General features: G+C 73.8%; 18 protein-coding genes. 8 read left to right on the forward strand and 10 right to left on the reverse strand.

Translation table 11 applies throughout. The features are described 5' to 3' along the window. Nucleotide 1 precedes the first annotated feature (1 nt). From FSY66_RS08395 to FSY66_RS08415, 5 genes are all read left to right on the forward strand, one after another. On the forward strand, nucleotides 2-2,074 hold the full coding sequence (locus FSY66_RS08395; RefSeq protein WP_144793565.1) for a helicase-associated domain-containing protein: 2,073 nt from the start codon (nucleotides 2-4) through the stop codon (nucleotides 2,072-2,074). Further along, a complete protein-coding gene (locus FSY66_RS08400; protein WP_144793569.1) occupies nucleotides 2,067-3,752 on the forward strand; it encodes a DNA repair helicase XPB in 1,686 nt (561 codons plus the stop codon). The genes FSY66_RS08395 and FSY66_RS08400 overlap by 8 nt, the downstream gene beginning before the upstream one ends. Before the next feature lies 1 nt (nucleotide 3,753). After that, nucleotides 3,754-4,374, forward strand: coding sequence for a thymidine kinase (locus FSY66_RS08405; protein ID WP_144793573.1), 621 nt, complete (start codon nucleotides 3,754-3,756; stop codon nucleotides 4,372-4,374). A gap of 29 nt (nucleotides 4,375-4,403) precedes the next feature. Next, nucleotides 4,404-5,162: a response regulator transcription factor gene (locus FSY66_RS08410; RefSeq protein ID WP_144793577.1), complete on the forward strand. Its 759-nt coding sequence runs from the start codon at nucleotides 4,404-4,406 to the stop codon at nucleotides 5,160-5,162. Nucleotides 5,163-5,265: 103 nt separating this feature from the next. Continuing rightward, complete coding sequence (locus tag FSY66_RS08415; RefSeq protein WP_260853596.1) at nucleotides 5,266-7,386, forward strand: sensor histidine kinase; 2,121 nt, start codon at nucleotides 5,266-5,268, stop codon at nucleotides 7,384-7,386. A 72-nt stretch (nucleotides 7,387-7,458) separates the two neighbouring features. Here the strand turns inward: FSY66_RS08415 and FSY66_RS08420 are convergent, their stop codons facing one another. The 6 genes from FSY66_RS08420 to FSY66_RS08445 form a co-directional block, all read right to left on the reverse strand. Beyond that, nucleotides 7,459-8,505 (reverse strand): ribonuclease H family protein, encoded by a 1,047-nt coding sequence (locus tag FSY66_RS08420; RefSeq protein ID WP_144793580.1) that lies wholly within the window; start codon nucleotides 8,503-8,505, stop codon nucleotides 7,459-7,461. A 128-nt stretch (nucleotides 8,506-8,633) separates the two neighbouring features. Continuing rightward, the gene (gene groL / locus FSY66_RS08425) at nucleotides 8,634-10,265 is read right to left on the reverse strand and encodes a chaperonin GroEL (protein WP_144793582.1); all 1,632 of its coding nucleotides are present in this window, start codon (nucleotides 10,263-10,265) and stop codon (nucleotides 8,634-8,636) included. 245 nt (nucleotides 10,266-10,510) lie between these two features. Continuing rightward, a complete protein-coding gene (locus FSY66_RS08430; protein WP_144793585.1) occupies nucleotides 10,511-11,248 on the reverse strand; it encodes a GNAT family N-acetyltransferase in 738 nt (245 codons plus the stop codon). Next, nucleotides 11,248-12,126, reverse strand: coding sequence for a LytR C-terminal domain-containing protein (locus FSY66_RS08435; RefSeq protein WP_186304515.1), 879 nt, complete (start codon nucleotides 12,124-12,126; stop codon nucleotides 11,248-11,250). Before FSY66_RS08435 ends, FSY66_RS08430 begins: the two co-directional genes overlap by 1 nt. 79 nt (nucleotides 12,127-12,205) lie before the next feature. Then, nucleotides 12,206-12,433 carry a DUF3263 domain-containing protein gene (locus FSY66_RS08440; protein ID WP_144793591.1) on the reverse strand — a complete coding sequence of 76 codons (228 nt, stop codon included), beginning with the start codon at nucleotides 12,431-12,433 and terminating at the stop codon, nucleotides 12,206-12,208. Further along, nucleotides 12,430-13,155: an SDR family oxidoreductase gene (locus tag FSY66_RS08445; RefSeq protein ID WP_144793594.1), complete on the reverse strand. Its 726-nt coding sequence runs from the start codon at nucleotides 13,153-13,155 to the stop codon at nucleotides 12,430-12,432. Before FSY66_RS08445 ends, FSY66_RS08440 begins: the two co-directional genes overlap by 4 nt. Before the next feature lie 94 nt (nucleotides 13,156-13,249). On the opposite strand from FSY66_RS08445, the gene FSY66_RS08450 reads away from it, so the two are divergent. Beyond that, on the forward strand, nucleotides 13,250-13,948 hold the full coding sequence (locus FSY66_RS08450) for a uracil-DNA glycosylase (protein ID WP_144793597.1): 699 nt from the start codon (nucleotides 13,250-13,252) through the stop codon (nucleotides 13,946-13,948). Between the two features lie 5 nt (nucleotides 13,949-13,953). Further along, on the forward strand, nucleotides 13,954-14,814 hold the full coding sequence (locus FSY66_RS08455; protein ID WP_144793600.1) for a siderophore-interacting protein: 861 nt from the start codon (nucleotides 13,954-13,956) through the stop codon (nucleotides 14,812-14,814). Between the two features lie 99 nt (nucleotides 14,815-14,913). Here FSY66_RS08455 and FSY66_RS08460 read toward each other — a convergent pair whose 3' ends face one another. The 3 genes from FSY66_RS08460 to FSY66_RS08470 all read right to left on the reverse strand — a co-directional run bounded on the left by FSY66_RS08460 (nucleotide 14,914) and on the right by FSY66_RS08470 (nucleotide 19,334). After that, complete coding sequence (locus FSY66_RS08460) at nucleotides 14,914-16,878, reverse strand: threonine/serine exporter family protein (protein ID WP_260853597.1); 1,965 nt, start codon at nucleotides 16,876-16,878, stop codon at nucleotides 14,914-14,916. A 133-nt stretch (nucleotides 16,879-17,011) separates the two neighbouring features. Continuing rightward, entirely contained in the window at nucleotides 17,012-18,094 is a 1,083-nt protein-coding gene (locus FSY66_RS08465) for a lipid II:glycine glycyltransferase FemX (protein WP_144793604.1), read from the reverse strand. Between the two features lie 91 nt (nucleotides 18,095-18,185). Next, nucleotides 18,186-19,334 (reverse strand): lipid II:glycine glycyltransferase FemX, encoded by a 1,149-nt coding sequence (locus tag FSY66_RS08470; RefSeq protein WP_144793607.1) that lies wholly within the window; start codon nucleotides 19,332-19,334, stop codon nucleotides 18,186-18,188. 170 nt (nucleotides 19,335-19,504) lie between these two features. Between FSY66_RS08470 and FSY66_RS08475 the strand changes: the two genes are divergently transcribed. Then, nucleotides 19,505-20,284 (forward strand): hypothetical protein, encoded by a 780-nt coding sequence (locus FSY66_RS08475; protein ID WP_144793610.1) that lies wholly within the window; start codon nucleotides 19,505-19,507, stop codon nucleotides 20,282-20,284. A gap of 21 nt (nucleotides 20,285-20,305) precedes the next feature. Here FSY66_RS08475 and FSY66_RS08480 read toward each other — a convergent pair whose 3' ends face one another. Beyond that, nucleotides 20,306-21,094, reverse strand: coding sequence for a DeoR/GlpR family DNA-binding transcription regulator (locus FSY66_RS08480; RefSeq protein WP_144793613.1), 789 nt, complete (start codon nucleotides 21,092-21,094; stop codon nucleotides 20,306-20,308). Between the last annotated feature and the right edge of the window lie 62 nt (nucleotides 21,095-21,156).

A 21,156-nucleotide genomic window follows, 5' to 3' on the forward strand; every position in this document is an offset into this window, starting at 1 on the left:
CGTGGCCTCCCCCGCGTCTCGGCGCGCAGCCGACCCGGCCGGGCTGCAGGAGGAGCTGTCCTCCCGCTCGGCCGCCGAGCTCGCGGCGCTGCTGCGCCTGCGTCCCGATCTCGCCCGAGCCGCGCCCGCTTCGGCGGCGCGGCTCGCGCAGCTCGCCTCGACGCGCGCCTCGCTGCATCGCGCGGCGCTGGGCCTCGAGCGCCCCGAGCTCGACGCGCTGGAGCAGGCGATCCTCCTGGGCCCTGATCAGGCGGCGCAGGCCCCGGGCTTCGAGGGGCTGCGGGCACGGGCGCTCATCCTGCGCGGGCCGGGATCGGGCGGTCGGAAGCCCTCGGCGGACGACGCCGCGACCTGGCTGCTCGCCCCCGGTGCGGAGCACATGCTCGGCCGCTATCCCGCGGGCATGGGGCGGCCCGCGGCCGAGCTGCGGGCCCAGCTGCCGGAGCCCGGGCGTCCGCCGCAGCTCGCCGCGGGCGCGCCGGTGGACCTGGGGGCCGTGCCCGCCGAGGTCCGCGCCGTCCTCGAGCGCTTCGCCGCCCATCCCCTCGGGAGCCTGCGCGATGCGCGCCGGCATCTCGATCCGGAGGCCCCGTCCTCGCGCCCGATCGACTGGCTGCTGGCGCGCGGAATGCTGATGGCCGTCGACGACCGGCACGTCGAGGCCCCTCTCGAGGTCGGCCTCGCCCTGCGCCCCGACCCGTGGTCCGAGCGCCCTCGGACGATCCGGCTGCCGGACGGACGCCGGGTGCCGGTGCGGCTGCGCGACAACGCGGCCGCCGCAGCGGCCGCGGAGATCGTGCGCCGGCTGCGCGAGCTGCGCGCCGAGCTGCGGGACCGGCCCCTGGATCCGCTGCGCGCCGGCGGCATCGGAGTCCGCGAGCGGCGCCGGCTGGCCGCGGCCCTGGACCTCGAGGTCTCCGAGGCGGATCGTCTGCTGGGCTTCGCGCAGCTGTCGGGGCTCGTGACCCAGGGCGACGACGACTCCTGGCACCCGTCGTCCGCTCCCTTCGAGGCCCTCGAGGACCCCGCCGCGCTGGGGCACGTGATCGCGTGCTGGTGGGATGCGGACCTGGTCCCCTCGGCCGTCGGCACGGCCCGGCCCGACGGCTCGGTCGTCGCCCCGCTCACCGGGGACCTGGCGCTGGAGGACGCGCAGATCCTGCGCGAGGCCGTCGCGGAGGCGCTGCGAGCGCACGGCGATGCGGCGCCGTCCGAGGACGCGCTGGCCGAGACCGCCGCGTGGCTGCGCCCTCGCCTCGGTGCCGCCGTGCGCGCCCGCGCCTCGGGCATCGCCCGGGAATGCGCCGATCTGGGGCTCACCGGCGCCGGCGCGGGGACCGATCTGCTGGGGCTGCTGCTCGACGAGGGCCCGGAGGCGGTCGCACGCGCCCTGGCGGATCGCCTGGACCGACCCGTCGAGACGGTGGTGCTGCAGGACGATATGACGGCCTCGGCCCGCGGCCCGCTGAGCCCCGGCGCCCGCGACGAGCTGGGCCTGCTCGCCGAGCCCGAGGGCCGCGGCGCCGCGGCCACGCTGCGGATCACGCAGGCCTCGCTGCACCGCGCCATGGACGCCGGCCACGACGCCGCCTCGCTCGAAGAGCTGCTCGAGCGCCGCAGCGAGACGGGAGTCCCCGGCGTGGTCCGGGAGGCCGTGCGGGAGGCCGCGCGCACCCACGGCAGCCTGCGGACGCTGCGCGCCGATCAGGTCCTCACCGGCCGGGCGGACCTGATCGAGGCGATCGCGTCCTCGGCCGCGCTGAAGGGCATCGAGACCGTGCGGGTCGCTGCCGAGGTCCTCGTCCTGCGCGAGCCGCACGCTGCCCGGCAGTCCGGCGGCGCGGTGGCGGCCGCGCTGCGCCGCGCGGCGCGCACCGTCGGGGTGCAGCCGGCGCCCGAGCGACCCGCCCGGCCGGCGGCGCAGTCCGTGGACGCCGCGGAGCCGGGCGACCTGGCCCTGCTCTTCCCCGTTCCGCCGCCGCGCCGGCCCCGGGCCGATCCCCGGGAGATCGAGGCGCTGGCCCGCCGGCTCGCCGGCGACCCGGACGAGACCGAGGAGGCACCCCGTGGCTGACGGACCGCTGATCGTGCAGTCGGACCGGACGATCCTGCTGGAGACGGGCCACGACCGCGCCGAGGAGGCCCGCGTGCGCCTGGCCGTGTTCGCGGAGCTCGAGCGCGCCCCGGAGCACATGCACACCTACCGGCTCACTCCCCTGGGGCTGTGGAACGCGCGGGCCGCCGGCATGGATGCCGAGCAGGTCATCGACGCGCTGCTCGAGCTCTCGCGCTTCCCCGTGCCGCACGCGCTGCTCGTGGACATCGACGAGACCATGTCCCGCTGGGGCCGCCTCGTCCTCGAGAAGGACCCCGTCCACGGGCTCGTGCTGCGCTGCCAGGACCCCCCGCTCTACGAGGAGATCTCCCGGGCCCGGAAGATCGCGCCGCTGCTGGGGCCCAGGATCGATCCGCGGACCACCGTCGTGCACGCCGTGGCCCGCGGCGAGCTCAAGCAGCAGCTGCTGCGGCTCGGGTGGCCGGCGGAGGACCGCGCCGGCTACGTCGACGGGACGCCGCACCCCATCGCGCTGAGGGGCTCCGACGCCCGCACCGGCCGGCCCTGGTCGCTGCGGCCCTACCAGGCGGAGGCCGCCGGCGCCTTCCGGGCGGCCGGCGCCGGGACCGTCGTGCTGCCCTGCGGAGCCGGCAAGACGATCGTGGGCGCCGCCGCGCTGGCCGCCTCCTCGACGACGGCGCTGATCCTGTGCACCTCGGCCGTGGCCGCCCGCCAGTGGCGCGACGAGCTGCTCGCGCGCACGACGCTGGCCGAGGACGAGATCGGGGAGTACACCTCCCGCACCCGGGACGTCCGGCCGGTCACCATCGCGACCTATCAGATGCTCGCGACCCGCCGCGGGCAGCTGTGGCCGCATCTCGAGCTGCTCGACGGCCAGGACTGGGGCCTGATCATCTACGACGAGGTGCACCTGCTCCCGGCCCCGGTCTTCCGGCGCACCGCCGACATCCAGGCCCGCCGCCGGCTCGGGCTGACCGCGACCCTGGTCCGCGAGGACGGGCGCGAGGGCGAGGTCTTCTCCCTGATCGGGCCGAAGCGCTACGAGGCCTCGTGGAAGGACATGGAGTCCCAGGGCTGGATCGCCCCGGCGCACTGCGTCGAGGTGCGCGTCGATCTGCCCGCCTCCGATCGGCTCGTCTACGCGACGGCCGAGGACGCCGACCGCTACCGCCTGGCCGCCTCCTCCCCGGTCAAGCTCGAGGCCGTGCGCCGTCTGCTGGCACGGCACCGCGACGAGCAGGCCCTGGTCATCGGGCAGTTCGTGGATCAGCTCGAGGAGCTCGGCGACCTGCTCGACGCGCCGGTGCTCACGGGCCGGACATCGCCCGCCCGGCGCGAGGAGCTCTACGCCGCCTTCCGCGCCGGCCGGCTGCGCACGCTCGTGGTGTCGAAGGTCGCCAACTTCTCGGTCGACCTGCCGTCGGCCACCGTCGCGGTGCAGGTCTCGGGCAGCTTCGGCTCGCGCCAGGAGGAGGCCCAGCGGCTGGGCCGGCTGCTGCGCCCGTCACCCGACGGCCGGCAGGCCACGTTCTACACCGTCGTGGCGCGGGAGACGGTCGATGCGTCCTTCGCGGCCAAGCGCCAGAGGTTCCTGGCCGAGCAGGGCTACGCCTACAGCATCGAGGACGCCTCGGAGCTGCCGCCCGTCGTCGTCGACCCCGAGGGACAGGACTGAGATGGCCAAGCTGTACTTCCGCTACGGCGCGATGAACTCCGGCAAGTCGACCGCCCTGCTGCAGGCCGCGTTCAACTACGAGGAGCGGGGCCAGCGGGTCCTGCTCGCCAAGCCGGCGATCGACACGAAGGGCGAGGCCACCATCTCCTCGCGCCTGGGCCTGGCCCGGGAGGTCGATCTGCTGCTGCGCCCCGAGGACGACGTCCGCGCCCGCTTCCGCGACGCCGCGGCCGGGACCGATCCCGAGGCCCTGCTCGAGACCGTCGACGTGCCGCCCGTGGCCTGCCTGCTCGTCGACGAGGCCCAGTTCCTGGGCCCCGGGCAGGTGGACGACCTGCTGCGCATCGCCGTGCTCGACGGCGTCCCGGTGCTCGCCTACGGCATCCGCGGCGACTTCCGCACCCGGTCGTTCCCGGGCTCCGGCCGGCTCATGGAGATCGCCCACACGCTCGAGGAGCTCAAGACGATCTGCCGCTGCGGCCGCAAGGCGATGTTCAACGCCCGCTCCGCGGACGGGCGCTTCGTGCTCGACGGCGATCAGGTCGCGATCGACGGCGAGGTCGCCTACGAGTCCCTGTGCGCGGCCTGCTACCTGGAGCGGAGCGGGGGCCGGCTCGGCTGAACGGCCCGGGGCGTCCAAGGAACGTCCTCATGGCGTCCAGACGACGTCCAGGAGACTCCGAGACACTGGGACCCGTGAACAACAGCACCCCTGAAGCAAAGCTCCTGGTCGTCGACGACGAGCCCAACATCCTCGAACTGCTCGCCACCTCGCTGAAGTTCGCGGGCTTCGAGGTCGTCACCGCCGCGAACGGCCGCGACGCGATCACGCGCGCCCAGGAGGAGAACCCCGATCTGGTCGTCCTGGACGTCATGCTCCCGGACCTGGACGGCTTCGCCGTCACGCGGAAGCTGCGCGCCGAGGGCCGCACCTTCCCGATCGTCTTCCTGACCGCCAAGGACGACACCGAGGACAAGGTCCAGGGCCTGACCGTCGGCGGCGACGACTACGTCACCAAGCCCTTCAGCCTGGACGAGGTCGTGGCCCGCATCCGCGCCGTGCTGCGCCGCACGGCGCCCGCGGAGGAGGACGACTCGCGGCTGCGCGTCGACGACCTCGTGCTGGACGACGACGCGCACGAGGTCTATCGCGGGGAGCGCGAGATCGACCTCTCGCCGACCGAGTTCAAGCTGCTGCGCTACCTGATGCTCAACCCCAACCGCGTGCTCTCCAAGGCCCAGATCCTGGATCACGTGTGGGAGTACGACTTCAACGGCGACGCCTCGATCGTCGAGTCCTACATCTCCTACCTGCGCCGCAAGATCGACAACGATCCCGATCTGCCCCCGCTGATCCACACCAAGCGCGGCGTCGGCTATCTGCTGCGCACGGCCCACAAGAACGGCTGAGCGCATCCGCAGCACCCCGGCGGCGGCGCACGCCGTCGGCGCCCCTGCCCGCCGTCCTGGGATGATGTCCGTCGTCCTCACCTCGCCGACGGAGGTCTGAACCGTGGAGAACCTCACCGCGCGCTGGCGCTCGTCGTCGCTGCGGACGCAGCTGATGGCCCTGACCGGGCTGCTGCTGATGCCCTCGATCCTGCTCACGAGCTTCGTGTCCATCTCGGTGGTGCGCGATTCGCTCGTCAACTCGATCGACAACGAGCTGCGCGGCTCCCTCAACACGGTCTCGACGGCGCTCATGGCCGACATGCTCGGCTCCCCCAGCGCGAACGTCGGGACCCGCGGCTACCTGGTGGACTCCGAGGGCGAGGTGGTCGCGCAGGTCGGATCGAACGCCCCGGGCGTCGTCGACCCCGGGGATCCCGACCTCTCGAGCTTCACGCGCGAGCTCGTGCTGCAGACGGAGCAGACCGGGCTGACCGTGAGCTCGGCCGATGATGCCGACGGCTCCTGGCGGGTGATCGCCGCCCCGCAGGCCGACTCCGAGTACTCGGTCGTCGTGGCCGAGCCCCTCGGCTGGGCCAACGGCATGATCTCGGCCGTCACGCTGCTGACCCTGAGCTTCGGGGCCGCGACCCTGCTCGTGGCCCTGACGATCGGCTGGATCCTCATCACCCGGGCCTTCACGCCGCTGAAGCGGGTCGAGGCCACGGCCGCGGCGATCGCCGCCGGCGACCTCTCCCAGCGCATCTCCGGCTACAGCTCGGCCACGGAGGTCGGGCAGCTGTCCATGTCGCTGAACCGCATGCTCGGGCACATCGAGGACGCCTTCGAGGCACGCACCCTCTCCGAGAACCGGCTGCGCCAGTTCGTGGCCGACGCCTCCCACGAGCTGCGCACCCCGCTGGTGTCGATCCGCGGCTACTCCGAGCTCTACCGCCACGGCGCGTTCCAGGACGAGGAGCAGGTCGCGCAGGCGATGGGGCGCATCGAGTCCGAGGCCACCCGGATGACCCAGCTCGTGGAGGACCTGCTCTCGCTGGCTCGCGTGGACAACGGCCGCGCCCTCGAGATCACCGACGTCGACCTGCTGGTCCTGGCCCACGACGCCGCCGCCGACTTCGCGGCGGCATGGCCGGATCGCCGCATCACGGTCCTGGGACCCGACGACAGCGCCGCCCAGCCCGTGTGGACCCGCGGTGACGACGCCCGGCTGCGCCAGGTCATCGTCAACCTGATGACGAACGCGGTGCGCTACACCCCGCAGGGCACCGCTCTCGAGATCGTCGTCGAGAACCCGTCGTTCGACGCCGTCCCCCAGGAGCAGCAGCCCGCCGTGCCCGCCGACGAGCCCGCCCCCGAATGGCTCGCGCAGATCAAGATCCGCGACCACGGCCCCGGCATCCGCGGCGCGGACCGCACCCGGATCTTCGAGCGCTTCTACCGCGCGGACACCTCCCGCACCCGGGAGACCGGCGGCACCGGCCTGGGGCTGTCGATCGTCGCCTCGGTCGTGGGCCAACACGGCGGCGTGGTCACACTCGAGGACACCCCGGGCGGCGGGGCCACGTTCATCGTGACGCTGCCCGGCGGCGAAGCCGGCGAGGCCGCCATCCAGCATGCGGCCGACGCCGACGACCCCGCCGACCAGGCGCTCCGGCCTCGCTCCGGCAGCGACCGGCAGGACCGCTCCGAGGGGACCGCCTGGTACTCGCGCACCGCGCGCAGCTCCTCGCGGCGGAAGGCCCCGGCCGCGCAGGAGCAGCTCGAGCGGCAGCGCCGCGCGGCCGAGAAGAGCCGGGGCCCCGCCGGGCGCCGGATGCGCCGCGGCGTCCGCCGCGCCGCCCCGGCCGCGGACGCCGTCGAGCAGGTCCCCGAGCAGCGCATCGCGCAGGGCCCTGAAACGAGTGCCGAGCAGACCGGACCGGCCCGCTCGGGGACGGCCGGCGCCTCGGCTGCTGCCGCGGGCAGCGCCGGGGACGCCCACGACCCGGTCCGTCGGGAGCAGGACCGGGCGGAGCAGGTCCCCGAGCGGAGCGGGCCGGCGCGGGCGCAGGACGAGCAGGCCGGCGAGTCCCGGAGCCCGCAGGATCCGAGCCGCGGAGGCCTGGACGAGGCCGACGACCTGCCGCCGATCCCGGAGATCGACGACGACGATCCGAGCATCATCGACGACACCGGGGACCTGCCGGATCCCGGGGGCCCGGATCCGGACGACCCCCGGCGCTGACTCCGCGGCGGGCCGGCCCCCGTCCCCGCGGGCGACGGCGCTCCCCCGCGCCGGTCCGGTCAAGGAACGGGCTCAGGACTCCAGGGTCACCTGATGGTGGCGCAGCTGCCACTGGCCCAGCTCGTTGCGCGAGTCCTCGCGCGTCCAGAGCGAGGAGTGGACGGACGAGCCCCAGCCGCCCACCACGTGGACCGTCAGCTGCACGGCGTTGCGGCCCAGCGGCAGCAGGCCCACCAGATGCAGGTCGGCGGAGGCGTCCCCGTCCTGGAGGCTCTCGGGCTCCTCGGGGCGCCCGTCCGCGCCGACGAGGATCGCCTCCGGGTGGAGATCCGCCGGGACCAGGCCTTCGGTCAGGCGCCTGCGCTCGAGGGCGTGGACCTCCTGGGCGATGCTGGGCCCGGCGGCCAGGTCCTCGGACTGGCGGTCCAGGGCGGAGAGCAGATCCGGATCCGGATCCCCCAGGTCCTCGCGCTGGTCCTCTCCCGCCCCCGGAGCGGGCCTCGCCTCCCCCGACGGCGAGACGGCCGCAGCCGAGGGGGAGACCGCGGGCGAATCGGCCGGCTGCTCAGCCTGCTCGTCCCGGGCATCCGGCAGCGCGACCGCGGCGGCCTCGTCCGAGGCGGCCTCGAGCCGGGCCCGGGGGTCCTCCGCCCGGGCCAGTGCGAGTCCCGGGCCCTCCTCCGGCTGCCTGCCGGCCTGGAAGGCCTTGGCGGCGGCATTCGCGCGGGCGTCGGCGGCCTCGTTGAGGTCGTGGCCGGCATGCCCCTTGACCCACTCGAAGGACACGTCGCGGCCCTTCATGGCAGCGTCGAGGGCCTTCATGAGCTCGACGTTGAGCACGGGCCTGCCGTCGCCCTTCTTCCAGCCCTTCTTCTTCCAGCCCTTCATCCACTTGGTGATCGAGTTGATCACGTACTGGCTGTCGCACAGCACACGCAGCGGCTCGCCCAGATCCGCGGTGGCCTCCAGCAGGTCCAGGACGGCCTGCAGCTCGCCCATGTTGTTGGTCCCGTGCGGCCACCCGCCGCTGCGCCAGTTGGAGTCGTCGATGTACCAGGCCCAGCCCGCGGGGCCGGGATTGCCCAGAGCGGAGCCGTCGGCGGCTGCGGTGATCGTCATGCGCCCACTGTGACATGCAGGACCGACAGCACAGCGCGCACGACGACGGGCTCCGATCCCCGTGGGGATCGGAGCCCGTCGAGCTCGCTGGGACGCGCGGGCGCGTCAGCGACGACGCCGGGGCGTCATCACATCATGCCGCCCATGCCGCCCATCGGGTCCTCGCCGCCGCCGGCGGCCGCAGCCGGCTCCGGCTTGTCGGCGACGACGGCCTCGGTGGTCAGGAACAGCCCGGCGATCGAGCCGGCGTTCTGCAGGGCCGAGCGGGTGACCTTGACCGGGTCGTTGATGCCCGCGGACATGAGGTCCTCGTACTCGCCGGTCGCGGCGTTGAGGCCCCAGCCCTTCTCGAGGCCGCGGACCTTGTCGGCCACGACGCCCGGCTCGAGGCCGGCGTTGAACGCGATCTGCTTCAGCGGGGCGTCGATCGCGATCTTCACGATGTTCGCGCCGGTGGCCTCGTCGCCGCTGAGCGACAGCTTGCCGAACGCGGTCTCGCCCGCCTGGATCAGGGCGACGCCGCCGCCGGCGACGATGCCCTCCTCGACCGCGGCCTTGGCGTTGCGCACGGCGTCCTCGATGCGGTGCTTGCGCTCCTTGAGCTCGACCTCGGTGGCCGCGCCGGCCTTGAGCACTGCCACGCCGCCGGCCAGCTTGGCCAGGCGCTCCTGCAGCTTCTCGCGGTCGTAGTCGGAGTCCGAGTTCTCGATCTCCGCGCGGATCTGGGCCACGCGGCCCTCGATCTCCTCGGCGGAGCCGGCGCCGTCGACGATGGTGGTCTCGTCCTTGGTCACCACGACCTTGCGGGCGGTGCCCAGCAGATCCAGGGTGGCGGTCTCGAGGGAGAGGCCGACCTCCTCGGTGATGACCTGGCCGCCGGTGAGGATGGCGATGTCGGCCAGCTGGGCCTTGCGGCGGTCGCCGAAGCCGGGGGCCTTGACGGCCACGGACTTCACGGAGCCGCGCATCTTGTTGAGCACCAGCATGGCCAGGGCCTCGCCCTCGACGTCCTCGGCGATGATCATCAGCGGCTTGCCCGACTGGATGACCTTCTCCAGGACCGGCACGAGGTCCTTCACGGCCGAGATCTTGGAGTTGACGATGAGGATGTACGGGTCGTCGAGGACGGCCTCCTGGCGGTCGGCGTCCGTGACGAAGTAGCCGGAGAGGTAGCCCTTGTCGAAGCGCATGCCCTCGGTCAGCTCGAGGTCCAGCCCGAAGGTGTTGGACTCCTCGACCGTGATGACGCCCTCCTTGCCGACCTTCTCCATCGCCTGGGCGATGAGGCGGCCGATCTCCGGATCGGCAGCCGAGATGGAGGCGGTGGCCGCGATCTCCTCCTCGGTCTCGATCTCCTTGGCGGAGCTGAGCAGCTCGGCGGTCACGGCCTCGACGGCCTTCTCGATGCCGCGCTTGAGCGACAGCGGATCCGCGCCGGCCGCGACGTTGCGCAGGCCCTCGCGCACGAGCGCCTGGGCGAGCACGGTCGCCGTGGTGGTGCCGTCGCCGGCGACGTCGTCGGTCTTCTTGGCGACCTCCTTGACGAGCTCGGCGCCGATCTTCTCGTAGGGATCCTCGAGCTCGATCTCCTTGGCGATGGACACGCCGTCGTTGGTGATCGTGGGAGCGCCCCAGGACTTCTCGAGGACGACGTTGCGGCCGCGCGGGCCGAGCGTGACCTTGACGGCCTCGGCCAGGGTGTTGAGGCCGCGCTCGAGACCGCGGCGGGCCTCTTCGTCGAATGCGATGAGCTTTGCCATGTGTTCGTCCCTCCTGGACGTTCAGTCTGACTCCCACCGACCCGCTGCCCGCGACGGACGGGGCGCTTCAGCTCCTGCGGGATCTGCCCGCGGGCGCCTGCCCCTCAGTGAGGCGGTGGCTTCCACTCCTGCGTCGGGCGGATCCGCCGGCCGCAGCGAGGCCGGCTGGCAGTCTGCTCGACTGAGTGCCAGTTCCATTATTGGCACTCGCACCCATCGAGTGCAAACCCCTGAGCGCTTCCGACTCAGGATTCACCCTGGGCGGACGCCCCGTGCCACGGCGCCCGCTCCCACTCCTCCCGGAGCATCCCGTAGATCATGCGGTCGTGGTGGACGCCCTCGACCATGCGGGCCCGGCGGATGCGCGCCTCCTCCGCGAACCCGAGCTTCTGCGCGACCCGGCACATGCCCACGTTGCCGCTCCACGTCTCCAGATCGACGCGATCGGCCTCGGCGGTCCGGAACAGGAGATCGACCCACAGCCGCAGGGCCTCCGAGCCGTACCCGCCGGACCAGAACTCGGGCGGGTAGATCGAGATCCCGATCGAGTGCAGCGGCAGAAGGTGCGTGCCGGTCCCGGGGTCCGCGGTGGGGGCCTCCGCGTGGTACCAGGACACCTGGCCCAGGAAGCGGTCGCTGCCCTGCTCGGCGATCACCGCGGTGTCGCGCACCCGCGGCCAGTCGCCGGTGCGCACCCGCGCCCCGAGCCTGCCGAGCCAGCGCTGGGCGGACTCCGCGGTGAAGTTCGGGTAGAAGGGCCCGTCGGTGCGCTGCCACTCGTGCTCGCCGCCGCCCGGCGGCGGCATGATCCAGCGTTCGTAGACGGGGAGGTCCTCGGCGCGCCAGTCGCGCAGGCGCACGAGGCGGCCCTCGACCGCCAGCGGCGCCGTGCGCGAGCCGCCGTCTGGCGACCGGTCCGGCGCGGGCTGCGGGGCCTGGCCGGGGACCTGCTCCTGGTCGGCGCCGCGCCCCTGCGCGGGCATCAGAGGCCCCCCGCCTGATCGGCCGGCGCCTGCTCACCGGGCACCTGAGGCACCGCGTCCTCGCCGGGCGCCTGCGGCACTGCATCCGCCCCTGGCGCCGGAGCGAGCGGCTGCTCGGCCGCGTCCTCGGCCGGAGCCCCCGGCACGTCCTCGACGGGGGCATCGGCCTGCTCCTCCGGCAGGACCGGGTCGGCGGGATCCGCCCCGGGCTGCCCGGGGCCCGCCTCGGCCACCCCGCTCTCCGGGGCCCGGCCGCCGCTGCGATCGAGCACCTCCTGGCCGAGGTCCTCGCCCACGACGACGACCAGCGGATAGGCGATGGCGTCGTCGGCCTGGGTCTGCTCGATGCCCATGGCCTCGGCGATCCGCTGCGCCTGCTCCTCGGTGTCGCCCGTGACGCCGTCGCCGGCGTAGTAGACGACGCTGTCCGCGGAGGGCATGCCCCAGTTGCCGGTCGCGATGATCTCCCAGTCCAGGTCGGCCAGCTCGCTCCCGGCGGCCCCGGCGACGCCGTCCAGCGAGGTGGCGTTGAAGACGCCGACCTGCTCGGCGTCCTCGGGAGCGGCGGTCTCGGCCGCTGTCTGCCCGTCCTCGGGCTCGGCGGAGGCCGACGGCGCCGGCGACGACGTCGCGGCGGGCGGCTCCGGGGCCGCGAGTCCGCGCGGCTCGCCGCTGAGGGTGCTGTGGACGTATCCCGCGGCCCCGAGCAGCAGGCCCAGGGAGCCGACCACGACCATGGCCTTCAGACCGGCGGGGGTCCTGCGCGGCGCCGCCCCGACCGGGCGGTGGGCGCCCTGGCGGGGGCCGTCCTCCGGGACGTCGTCGAAGACGTCCCGCGGCTGCTCGCGGATCTCGGACCACGGGGGCTGTGAGCTCATGGCCGACATCCTCCCATCGGCAGGCCCGCCGGCGCGCATCCCGACCCGGCGGGCGGGGCGGGACGGGGCCGCGAGCGGCTCACGAATCCCGCTGCTCGCTCAGCCGCCGCGCCAGGGCGGGCTCCGCCTGCCAGGCCAGGGGACTGTCCAGCAGCGCGTTGAGCCGCTGGTAGTACTCGGTCACCGGAAGCCCCAGCTCCGCGCGGATGGTGCGCTCCTTGGCCCCCTGGTACTTGAACCGCCGCTTCTCGAGCTCGAGGATCGCGCGCTGCGTGGCGTCGAGGCCAGGGGCCGGCTCGCTCGTCACCGCTGCTCCTGCCGGGGCCGCACCGAGACGGTGGTGAGCTGCATGTCCGCAGGGGCGTCGACGGCGGCCCGGATCGCCGCGGCCACGGACTCGGGGCGGATGTACTCGTCCTGCCGGTAGGGCTTGCCGATCGAGTCGTGGATGCCCTGCAGCATGGGGGTGTCCGTGGGCCCCGGGTGGACCGAGGCCACCCGGATGCGGTCCGGCTCGACCTCCTTGCGCAGCGAGTCCGCCAGGGCGCGCAGCGCGAACTTGGACGCGGCGTAGACGACATTGCCGTCGCTGGCGGTGAACCCCGCCCCGGAGTTGAGCAGGACCACGGTGCCCTCCGCGCGGCGCAGCGCCGGCAGGGCCAGGCGGGTCAGCTCCGCGGGCACCATGACGTTGAGCTCGAGCTGGGCCCGCCAGTCCTCCGGGCGCGCGGACTCCACGGTCGCCCGGTGGCCGAGGGCCGCGGCGTGCACGAGGACGTCGAGCCGCTCGAGGCCCTCGACCAGCCGCGGCAGGGCAGCGAAGTCCGTGAGATCGGCGCGCACGGGCTCGGCGCCGTCGGGCAGCCGCTCGAGCGCCTCCGGATCGCGCCCGACGGCGAGGACCCGGTGATCCGGGACCAGCCGTTCGACGGCGGCTCGTCCGATGCCGCTCGTGGCGCCGGTGACGAGCGCGACGGGTCGCTCCCCCGGTGCCTGTGCCCTGCTGCCTGCAGCGGTCGTATCGCTCATGGCGCCACTGTAGGCCGGGGCTGCGACAGCGCGGGAGCTCCTGGCCCCCCGCACCCGGGCGGCGCGGCGCCGGCGGGGTCCCTAGAGTGGCCCCATGACCAGCCAGGACACCACCAGCTCCCGACCCGACCTGTCGGAGATCATGGCCGACGACTGGGCGGAGGCCCTGCGCCCGGTCGAGGGGATCATCCACGAGATGGGCGACTTCCTGCGCGCCGAGCACGCGCAGGGCGTGCGCACGTTCCCCCCGGGCCCCGAGATCCTCCGCGCCTTCCGGGAGCCCATGGCCGACGTCCGCGTCCTCGTCGTCGGGCAGGACCCCTACCCCACCCCCGGGCACGCGATGGGCCTGTCGTTCTCGGTGCGCCCCGATGTGCGCCCGCTGCCGCGCTCGCTGCAGAACATCTACCGCGAGCTCGAGGACGATCTCGGCATCCCGCCGGCCGAGCACGGCGACCTCAGCGCCTGGACCCGGCAGGGCGTCATGCTGCTCAACCGATGCCTCACCGTGCGCTCGGGGACCCCGGCCTCGCACCACGGCAAGGGGTGGGAGGCCGTCACCGAGTGCGCCATCCGGGCCCTGGGAGCTCGCGGCGGACCCCTCGTCGGGCTGCTGTGGGGCCGTCCGGCCCGGCAGACCGCGCCGTGGCTGGGCGGCGCCCCGATCGTGGAGTCCGCCCACCCCTCCCCGCTGTCGGCCTCCCGCGGCTTCTTCGGCTCCCGGCCGTTCTCCCGGGTCGACGAGCTGCTCGAGCAGCAGGGCTCCGCCGCGATCGACTGGCGCATAGGCTGAAGCGCATGAGCGATGACCTCCCGACCCGTCAGCAGCCCGAGCCGCGCGGCAGGGCCAAGCCGCGGAAGCCGCAGATCGACCTGACCGTCGTCGAGCGCCTCGAGCTGTCCCCCTCGATGGTCCGCATCATCGCCTCGATCGCGGATCCGGAGTCGTTCCAGGACATCGAGCCGCCGGAGAAGTACGTCAAGCTCGTCTTCTTCGACCCGTCGCTCGAGCTCGGCGACCATCCGGACTACTGGCAGCTGCGCGAGACCCTGCCGCCCGAGCAGCAGCCGATCACCCGGCACATGACCCTGCGCCGGGTCGATCTCCAGGCCGGTCGCGTCTGGATCGACGTGGCCCTGCACGGCGACTCCGGGCATGCAGGCCCGTGGGCCGCCCGCGCCCGGCCCGGCGACACGATCGTGGCCGTGGGCCCCGGCGGCAAGTGGATCCCGGATCCGGAGGCCTCCTGGAGCCTGCTCCTGGGCGATGAGGCGGCGATCCCGGCCGTGCTGGCCAATGTCGAGGCGCTGCCCGACGACGCGCGCGGCGAGATCGTCCTGGAGGTCGAGGACGACGAGCACCACCTGGCCGTCGGCGTCCCTGCCGGCTGGAGCCTGCGCTGGGCCCACCGCAGCGAGGCCGCCGAGGGGACCTCCGCCCTGGTCGAGGCCGCGCGCGAGGCCGCGTGGCCCGACTCGGCCGAGGGCGTGCAGGTCTTCGCCCACGGCGAGCGCGAGGTCATGAAGGCCCTGCGCCCGCTGCTCTACGAGGAGCACGGCCTGGAGCGCTCGCAGGTCTCGCTGTCCGGCTACTGGGCGCGCGGCCGGGACGAGGACGCCTTCCAGGCCGAGAAGAAGACGCCGATCGGGAAGGTCTGATCCCAGGACCGCCCCGGCAGGACGGCCGCGCACCTGCTCGACAGGTGCGCGGCCGTCGTCGTCGGAGCCCGCGGGCGGGAGCGGCCCGGGCCGGCCGCCTCAGCGCCGCCGGTTCCGGCGCATGCCGATCCGGGCCTCCTCGGAGCGCACGAGCGGGCGCATCAGCAGCTGCCCCAGCACGAGCCCGGCGGCCATCGACAGGATCGTCGTCATGGCCGTGACGAGGGAGGTCATGCCGTAGCCCGTGGTCTCCGTCTCGATGGTGATCGCGTACATGCCGCGGAAGATCGACAGCCCGGGCAGCAGGAAGGTCATGCCCGGCACCGCGAGCACGAGCGACGGGATCCGGTGACGGCCCGCGATGTAGGCGGCCACCACGCCGGTCACGGTCGCGCCCACGACCGTCTGGAGCCGGGCGTCCAGGCCGATCGCGCCCACCAGGTGGAAGCCGAGCAGCCCGCCCAGCCCGGAGAGCATCGCCGGCACCAGGTGCCGGGCCGAGGACTGGAGGCTGATCGCGATCAGCCCGGCGGCGAAGGTCATGGCGATGATGTTGACGTGGGCCGCCGCGGGGACGAACTGCGACTGGGAGACGTCCAGGCCGCCCTCCCCGAGCAGCCCCATGACCGAGATGCCGGCGTAGATCCCGGCCACGATGCCCGCGAAGGCCATGCCCGTGGAGATCGCCCGGCCCGCCGCGGTCACGGGGAAGCCGGAGATCGCATCGTGCATGGTCGACATGAACCGCGTCGTGGGCATGAGCATGATCAGGCCTGCGGCGATCACCTTGGGCGGCGACATCTCGATCCCGACGCGGGGGCCCACGAGCGCCATGACCGTGATGACGAAGGCCGAGACGACCATGGTGAAGAACTCGGGGACGCGGCGCCGACCCATCTGCGCGCCGATCCACCCCACGAGCAGGGCGGAGACGCCCGAGATCGTGGCGCCGGTCAGACCGCCCCCGACGCCGAGGGTGATCGCGAAGGCCGCGCCCATCGTCGCCAGCGAGACGACCCAGTTCGGGAACGGCTTGGGGCGGGAGTTGATGGCCTCGAGCCGGTCCCGCGCCTCGGCCCGCGACATCCCGCCGCGGCTGATCTCCGTGACCAGGCGGTGCGTGTCGGCCAGGCCCGAGTAGTTGTCCGAGGACGAGCGCACGACCCGCATGACGGTGTGGCTCGTGGTGTCGGCGTCGTTGAAGACGTCCTCGCGGGTCCGCGAGCGCGCGAGCTCGGAGGTGTCGGCCACGTAGTTGATCGTCACCGACTGATTGGTGATGTCGACCTCGATGTTCTCCACGCCGTAGGTCGCGCACACCGCCACCACGGCGTTCTCGACGTCCAGGGCATCGGCGCCGTAGTGGAACATCGTCTCGGCCAGGCGCAGCGCGAAGTTCAGGGTCCGACGGGCCTCCCGGTCGTCGGAGTCGCCGTAGCGGCGCAGCCCCGCGAAGGGGCTGGCGGTCAGCCGCTCGACCATGGGCATCGCGGCGGTCATGCCGGCGTCGCGGTGCATGATCGAGTGCAGCACCCGGCGCGTGCGCCTCGACGCGGTCGCGGCCGTCGACCTCGAGTCAGAGGACGGATAGGCCGCCGGCTGCATCTGGGTGGCCGGGTGCGCGCCCGCCTCCGCCCCTGCGGTGTCCGGCAGCATGGACGTGTCGGGGCGCGAGACCGGGCCCGTGGCATCCGGCGACGGGCGTCGGCGGCTCGAGGACGTGATGGGAGCGGTCTGGGCCGGCGACTCGCGCCGGCGCCGGTCGCGCTCGATCGCCTCGGTCGTGAGCACCGGCAGGGAGCCGGCCACGGGCGGCACCACGTCGCCGAGCTGCCCCTCGGCCAGCGACTGGGCCCGCTGCGCCTGGGCCTCGGTCGGATGGGTGGGGACCAGCGCGTCCTCGTCGAGCCACTGGGCCAGGCGCAGCTCGGCATCCGGGCCGAAGGGGTCCGACGAGATCTCCTCCTCGTCCTCCCACCCGGAGCTCGGATAGGCCCCGGGGGGCGCGGCCGTGCCGAAGGGGTGCACGGGCTGCAGGGGCCCGGTCATCGTGGCTGGGGACACCGCGGATGCTCCTCCATGCTGTGATCCGACAGTCTGCGGCCGGGGCGGCGGGGGCCGTCCCGGCGGCGGCGCGGTGCGGCGCAGCGCGCCGCGATCGCTCAGCGGGCCGGGGCGTCCACGGCCCGGCGGCGGCTCAGTAGAACGGCTCGCTCCGGGAGCGGACCCACAGCTGGCGCAGGACCTTCTCCACGGCCTCGTCCCAGATCCGCGCGCGCCGCGGGGAGAGCCGCTGGTCCCACACGCCCGTGTAGTCGATCACGGACCTGGTGAACGACGTCTTGAACATGCCCAGTCCGTGGAACGGGTGCTCCTTGTCCTTGAGGCGGTCCTTCGGCGGGGTGCCCACGAAGTCGTAGTCGACGATCCCGTGGTCCCTCATCAGATCCGTCAGGGCGGTCCACTGGACCAGGTGCGAGTCGCCGTACTGCTTCCGCCGCGGCAGCGAGCCGCCGTCCTTGTAGAACCCGTGGCGGCCGTAGGCGACCACGTAGGCGCCCACGGACGGCGCGTCGTCCTCGTAGGCGAAGTAGAGGCGGCCCTGCCCGACCCGGTCGAAGTTCAGCCAGAAGCGGCGGTAGTACTCGTACGGGCGCAGCGTCACCCCCGCATTGCCCTGCCCGATGGTCTGCATCAGCCCGTACATGGCCTTCATGGTGGCCTCGGTGACGGGGACGCGCTCGACGCGGGCCTCTTCGCGGATCGCGCGGCGCACCGCGTTGCGGCCCCGGGAGTGCAGCGCCTTGAAGACCTCGTCCTCGCTGCGATCGGTGTCGAGCACGGCGGTCGAGTCGTTGGACTGGATCGGGAAGGAGCGGACCAGACCTGCCGCCTCGAGCGTGCTCGTCAGCTCCGCCGAGTCCTCCAGGACCGGCTCCATCTTGACCAGGAAGACCCCCAGCCGCTCGCGCTCCACGAGCTCCTGCGTGGCCCGGGAGAACCCCACGAGGTCATCGCCGTGCTCGACCGAGGGCCCCTTGGGCATGTACCAGAGCCGGCCCAGCCCGGGCACGGACTTCTCGAGGGCCAGCGTGAAGACGGGCTGCGAGCCGTCCTGCGGCTCGTGGACCAGGTGCACCGGCTTCCAGCCGTGGTGCTTCTTGACGTCGGCGTACGAAGCCGCCTGCAGCAGATCGCCGCCGCGGGGGTCGGCCTGGACGTGGTCGTCCCAGTCAACGGTCTCCTGGGTCGTGGCGAAGCGTCCGGTGAAGGCGCGCACAGCTCTCCCTTCTCGGGGTTCGGGCCCGGGATCCTGTCCCGGGTTCGGTCGACGGCGCGCGGCGCCCCGGCCGGTGCCGGGGCGGGCCGCGTCAGTACCAGTTCTCGCCGGTGCGCTTGAGGTGCACCCGCAGGACCGCGCCCTCGAGACCGGCGGTCCAGGCCTTGTGCTTGGCGGGGCTCAGGGGCAGGTCCCAGCAGCCGACGAAGTCCGTGACCTCGTCGCTGAAGCCCGTCTTGAACTGGCCCACGCCGTGCAGCGGGTGGTCCTCGTCCTTGAGCCGGTCCGAGGGCGGCGTCGAGCACAGGTCGTACTCGCTCGCCCCGTGCTCCTTGAGCCAGCGGATCGCCTCGACGACGTTCAGCGCCGGGACGCCGCGCACCGGCTGGCGGCGCATCGAGGCCGCGTCCTTGCGCGAGCCCTTGGTCCCCAGCAGCATCACGAAGTCGCAGCACACGACCTTGCGCGGGGCGGTCTCGTCGTCGGGATCCGGCACGGAGCCGAAGACGAAGCAGCCCTGCCCGGCCTCGGCGTGCTTCTTCCACATCGAGGTGTAGTACTCGCGGCTGCGCAGCCCGAAGCGGCCCTGGGCGGTCTCCTCGAACAGGTCCAGGAAGACCTCGCAGTTCGCATCGTCGACCGGGACGACCTCGCTGACCGCGCCCTTGCGGGCCTTGCGGATGTTGTAGCGGGTGTTGCGGTGGAACGACGCCTCGATCTGCTCGAGGTCCGGGGCGATGTCGAGGATCACGGTCGAGCCGTTGGGCTGGACGTTCCACGTCTCCTCGAGCCCCGCCTGGGTCAGCCCGGCGCGCGCGCCCGGCGAGTCGAGCAGCTCCGGCTCGATCTTCAGCACGAACGCGCCGCGGCTGCGGGCCAGCTCGCCGATCGCGTGGGCGGCCCGTGCGGTGTCGGCCACCGTGGTGGTGCCGGGGCCCTTGGGCGCGTACCAGACCGAGCCGAAGCCGGGCACCGAGCGCGTGAGCACCGTGACCGCGATCTGCTCGCCGTCCAGATCGACGACGACGTGCACGGGGTCCCAGCCGTGCTCCGCCTTGTGCGCGGCGAAGGCCGGGCCCTGGAAGACGTTGCCGCCGTCCGGGTTCCCGACGATGCGCCGCGACCACTCCTGGGGCGTCGCCTCGACGACGCGCGCGGTAGCGCCCTCCGCACCGGATCGTCCGGGGAGGGCGCGTCCGCTCGTCCCGGGGAGGACGCGCGGGATCTTCGGCAAGGGCATGGAGGACCGCCTCGGCTCGGTGACAGTGTGCTGGCCTCCACCGTACCGGGTGATCGCCCGCCGCTCGCGGGAGCCCGCCCTCACAGAGGCCTCATCGGCAGCTCCTAGCGTGGGTGTCCGTCTTCTGAACAGGAGGTGAGCAGACGATGAAGGACACGGTTGGAGGAGCCATGAGCATCGCCAAGCAGGAGAGGACCTCCTCCGGACGCGGCGGGCGCCCGGGGGCCAGGGATCGCGCGCCGGAGCTGCGGAGGCTGCGCTGGCAGCGGCCCCTGGCGGCGGCGGTCGCGCTCAACCTCGCGGTCGTCGCCCTCTCGCTGCTCATGCCGATCGTCCTCGGGCTGGCCTGGGACGACTGGCAGCACCCGGTGCGCCGGTGGTTCGACGTCGGCAGCGAGGGGAACCTGCCGACCTGGTGGAACACGGCGCTGCTCATCGCGGCGGCCGTGCTCGGCGCCGGGGTCGCCGTCCTGCACCGCAGCACCGGGGCCTCCGGCTGGCCCGCCTGGAGCGCCCTGGCCGCGCTCGCGGCGCTGCTGAGCCTGGACGAGGCCGCCGGCCTGCACGAGCGCCTGCGCTTCCTCGCGGACGCGATCGCGCCCCGGCACGGCTTCACCTACGCCTGGCTGGCCGTGGGCATCCCCCTCGGGATCGCTGTCCTGGCCGCGGCGATCCTGCTCGGGCGACGGATCGGGCCGACCTCGCGGCGCCTGTTCGTGCTCGGGCTCGCGGTGCTGCTCGCGGGCGCCGTCGGGCTCGAGACGGCCAACGACCTGCTCGTGAGCGCCCGCGGCGGCGAGCTGCCGGCGGGCGGCTCCCCGGCCTTCCACGTCGTCTACCACCTGGAGGAGCTGCTCGAGCTGCTCGGGTCCTCGCTGCTCATGGCCGCGCCCCTCGCGTCGCTGCGCATCGGCGCCTCCGGCGGCCGGATCGTCCTGCGCACCCGCTGAGACCCCGCGGCGGCCCCGCGCTCAGGCGATGAGGACCTCCACGCCGGCGCGCTCGAGAGCCCGACCGAGCCCGGCGGGCGGGGCGATGTCGGTGATCATGACGTCGACCTCGGAGAGGTGGGCGTAGCGGGAGAACATCTCGTGCCCGTGCTTCTCCGCATCGCAGACCACGACGACCCGGCGGGCCGCCCCCGTGATCGCCGCCTTCACGGCCGCCTCGGGCGCGTGCGGGGTCGAGAACCCGAATCCCTCGGAGACCCCCGAGCACCCCAGGAACGCGATGTCCACGCGGTGCCCGGCGTAGTGCTGCGCGGTGCGCGCCCCGGCGGCGGCCCAGGTGAGCTTGCGCACCGCCCCGCCGACCAGATCGAGCTCGATGTCGGGGTGATCCGCGAGCCGCCCCGCGGCATGCAGCGCATGGGTCAGGACATGCAGCGGCTGCTCCGGATCGGGAGCGCGCCAGGCGGCGAGCTCGTCGGCCACCGCCTCGACGGTGGTGCCCGCGTCCAGGGCGACGGAGACGGCCCCTTCGGATTCGAGCAGGCGCACGGCACGAGCGGCGATGCGGCGCTTGGCCGGGGACTTGACGGCCTCCCGGCCCGTCAGCGACTGCTCGACCGAGCCGGGGCGCTCGAGCGACACGGCCCCGCCGTGGACCCGGCGCAGCCGGCCGGCGGCCTCGAGAGCGGCCAGGTCGCGGCGCACCGTCTCCATGGTGACCTCGAAGCGCCGCGACAGGTCCGCGCCGCTGACCCGCCGGGCCTCGGCCACCAGCTGCGCGATCTCCGCCTGCCGCTCCTGTGCGAACATGTGCCGCTGCCTCCTGAGGCGCTCGGTTCCCCGCCGGTCCGTCGAGGGCGGCCCCGCCTCGG

Source organism: Kocuria palustris, assembly GCF_007666205.1.
GTDB lineage: Bacteria > Actinomycetota > Actinomycetes > Actinomycetales > Micrococcaceae > Kocuria > Kocuria palustris_A.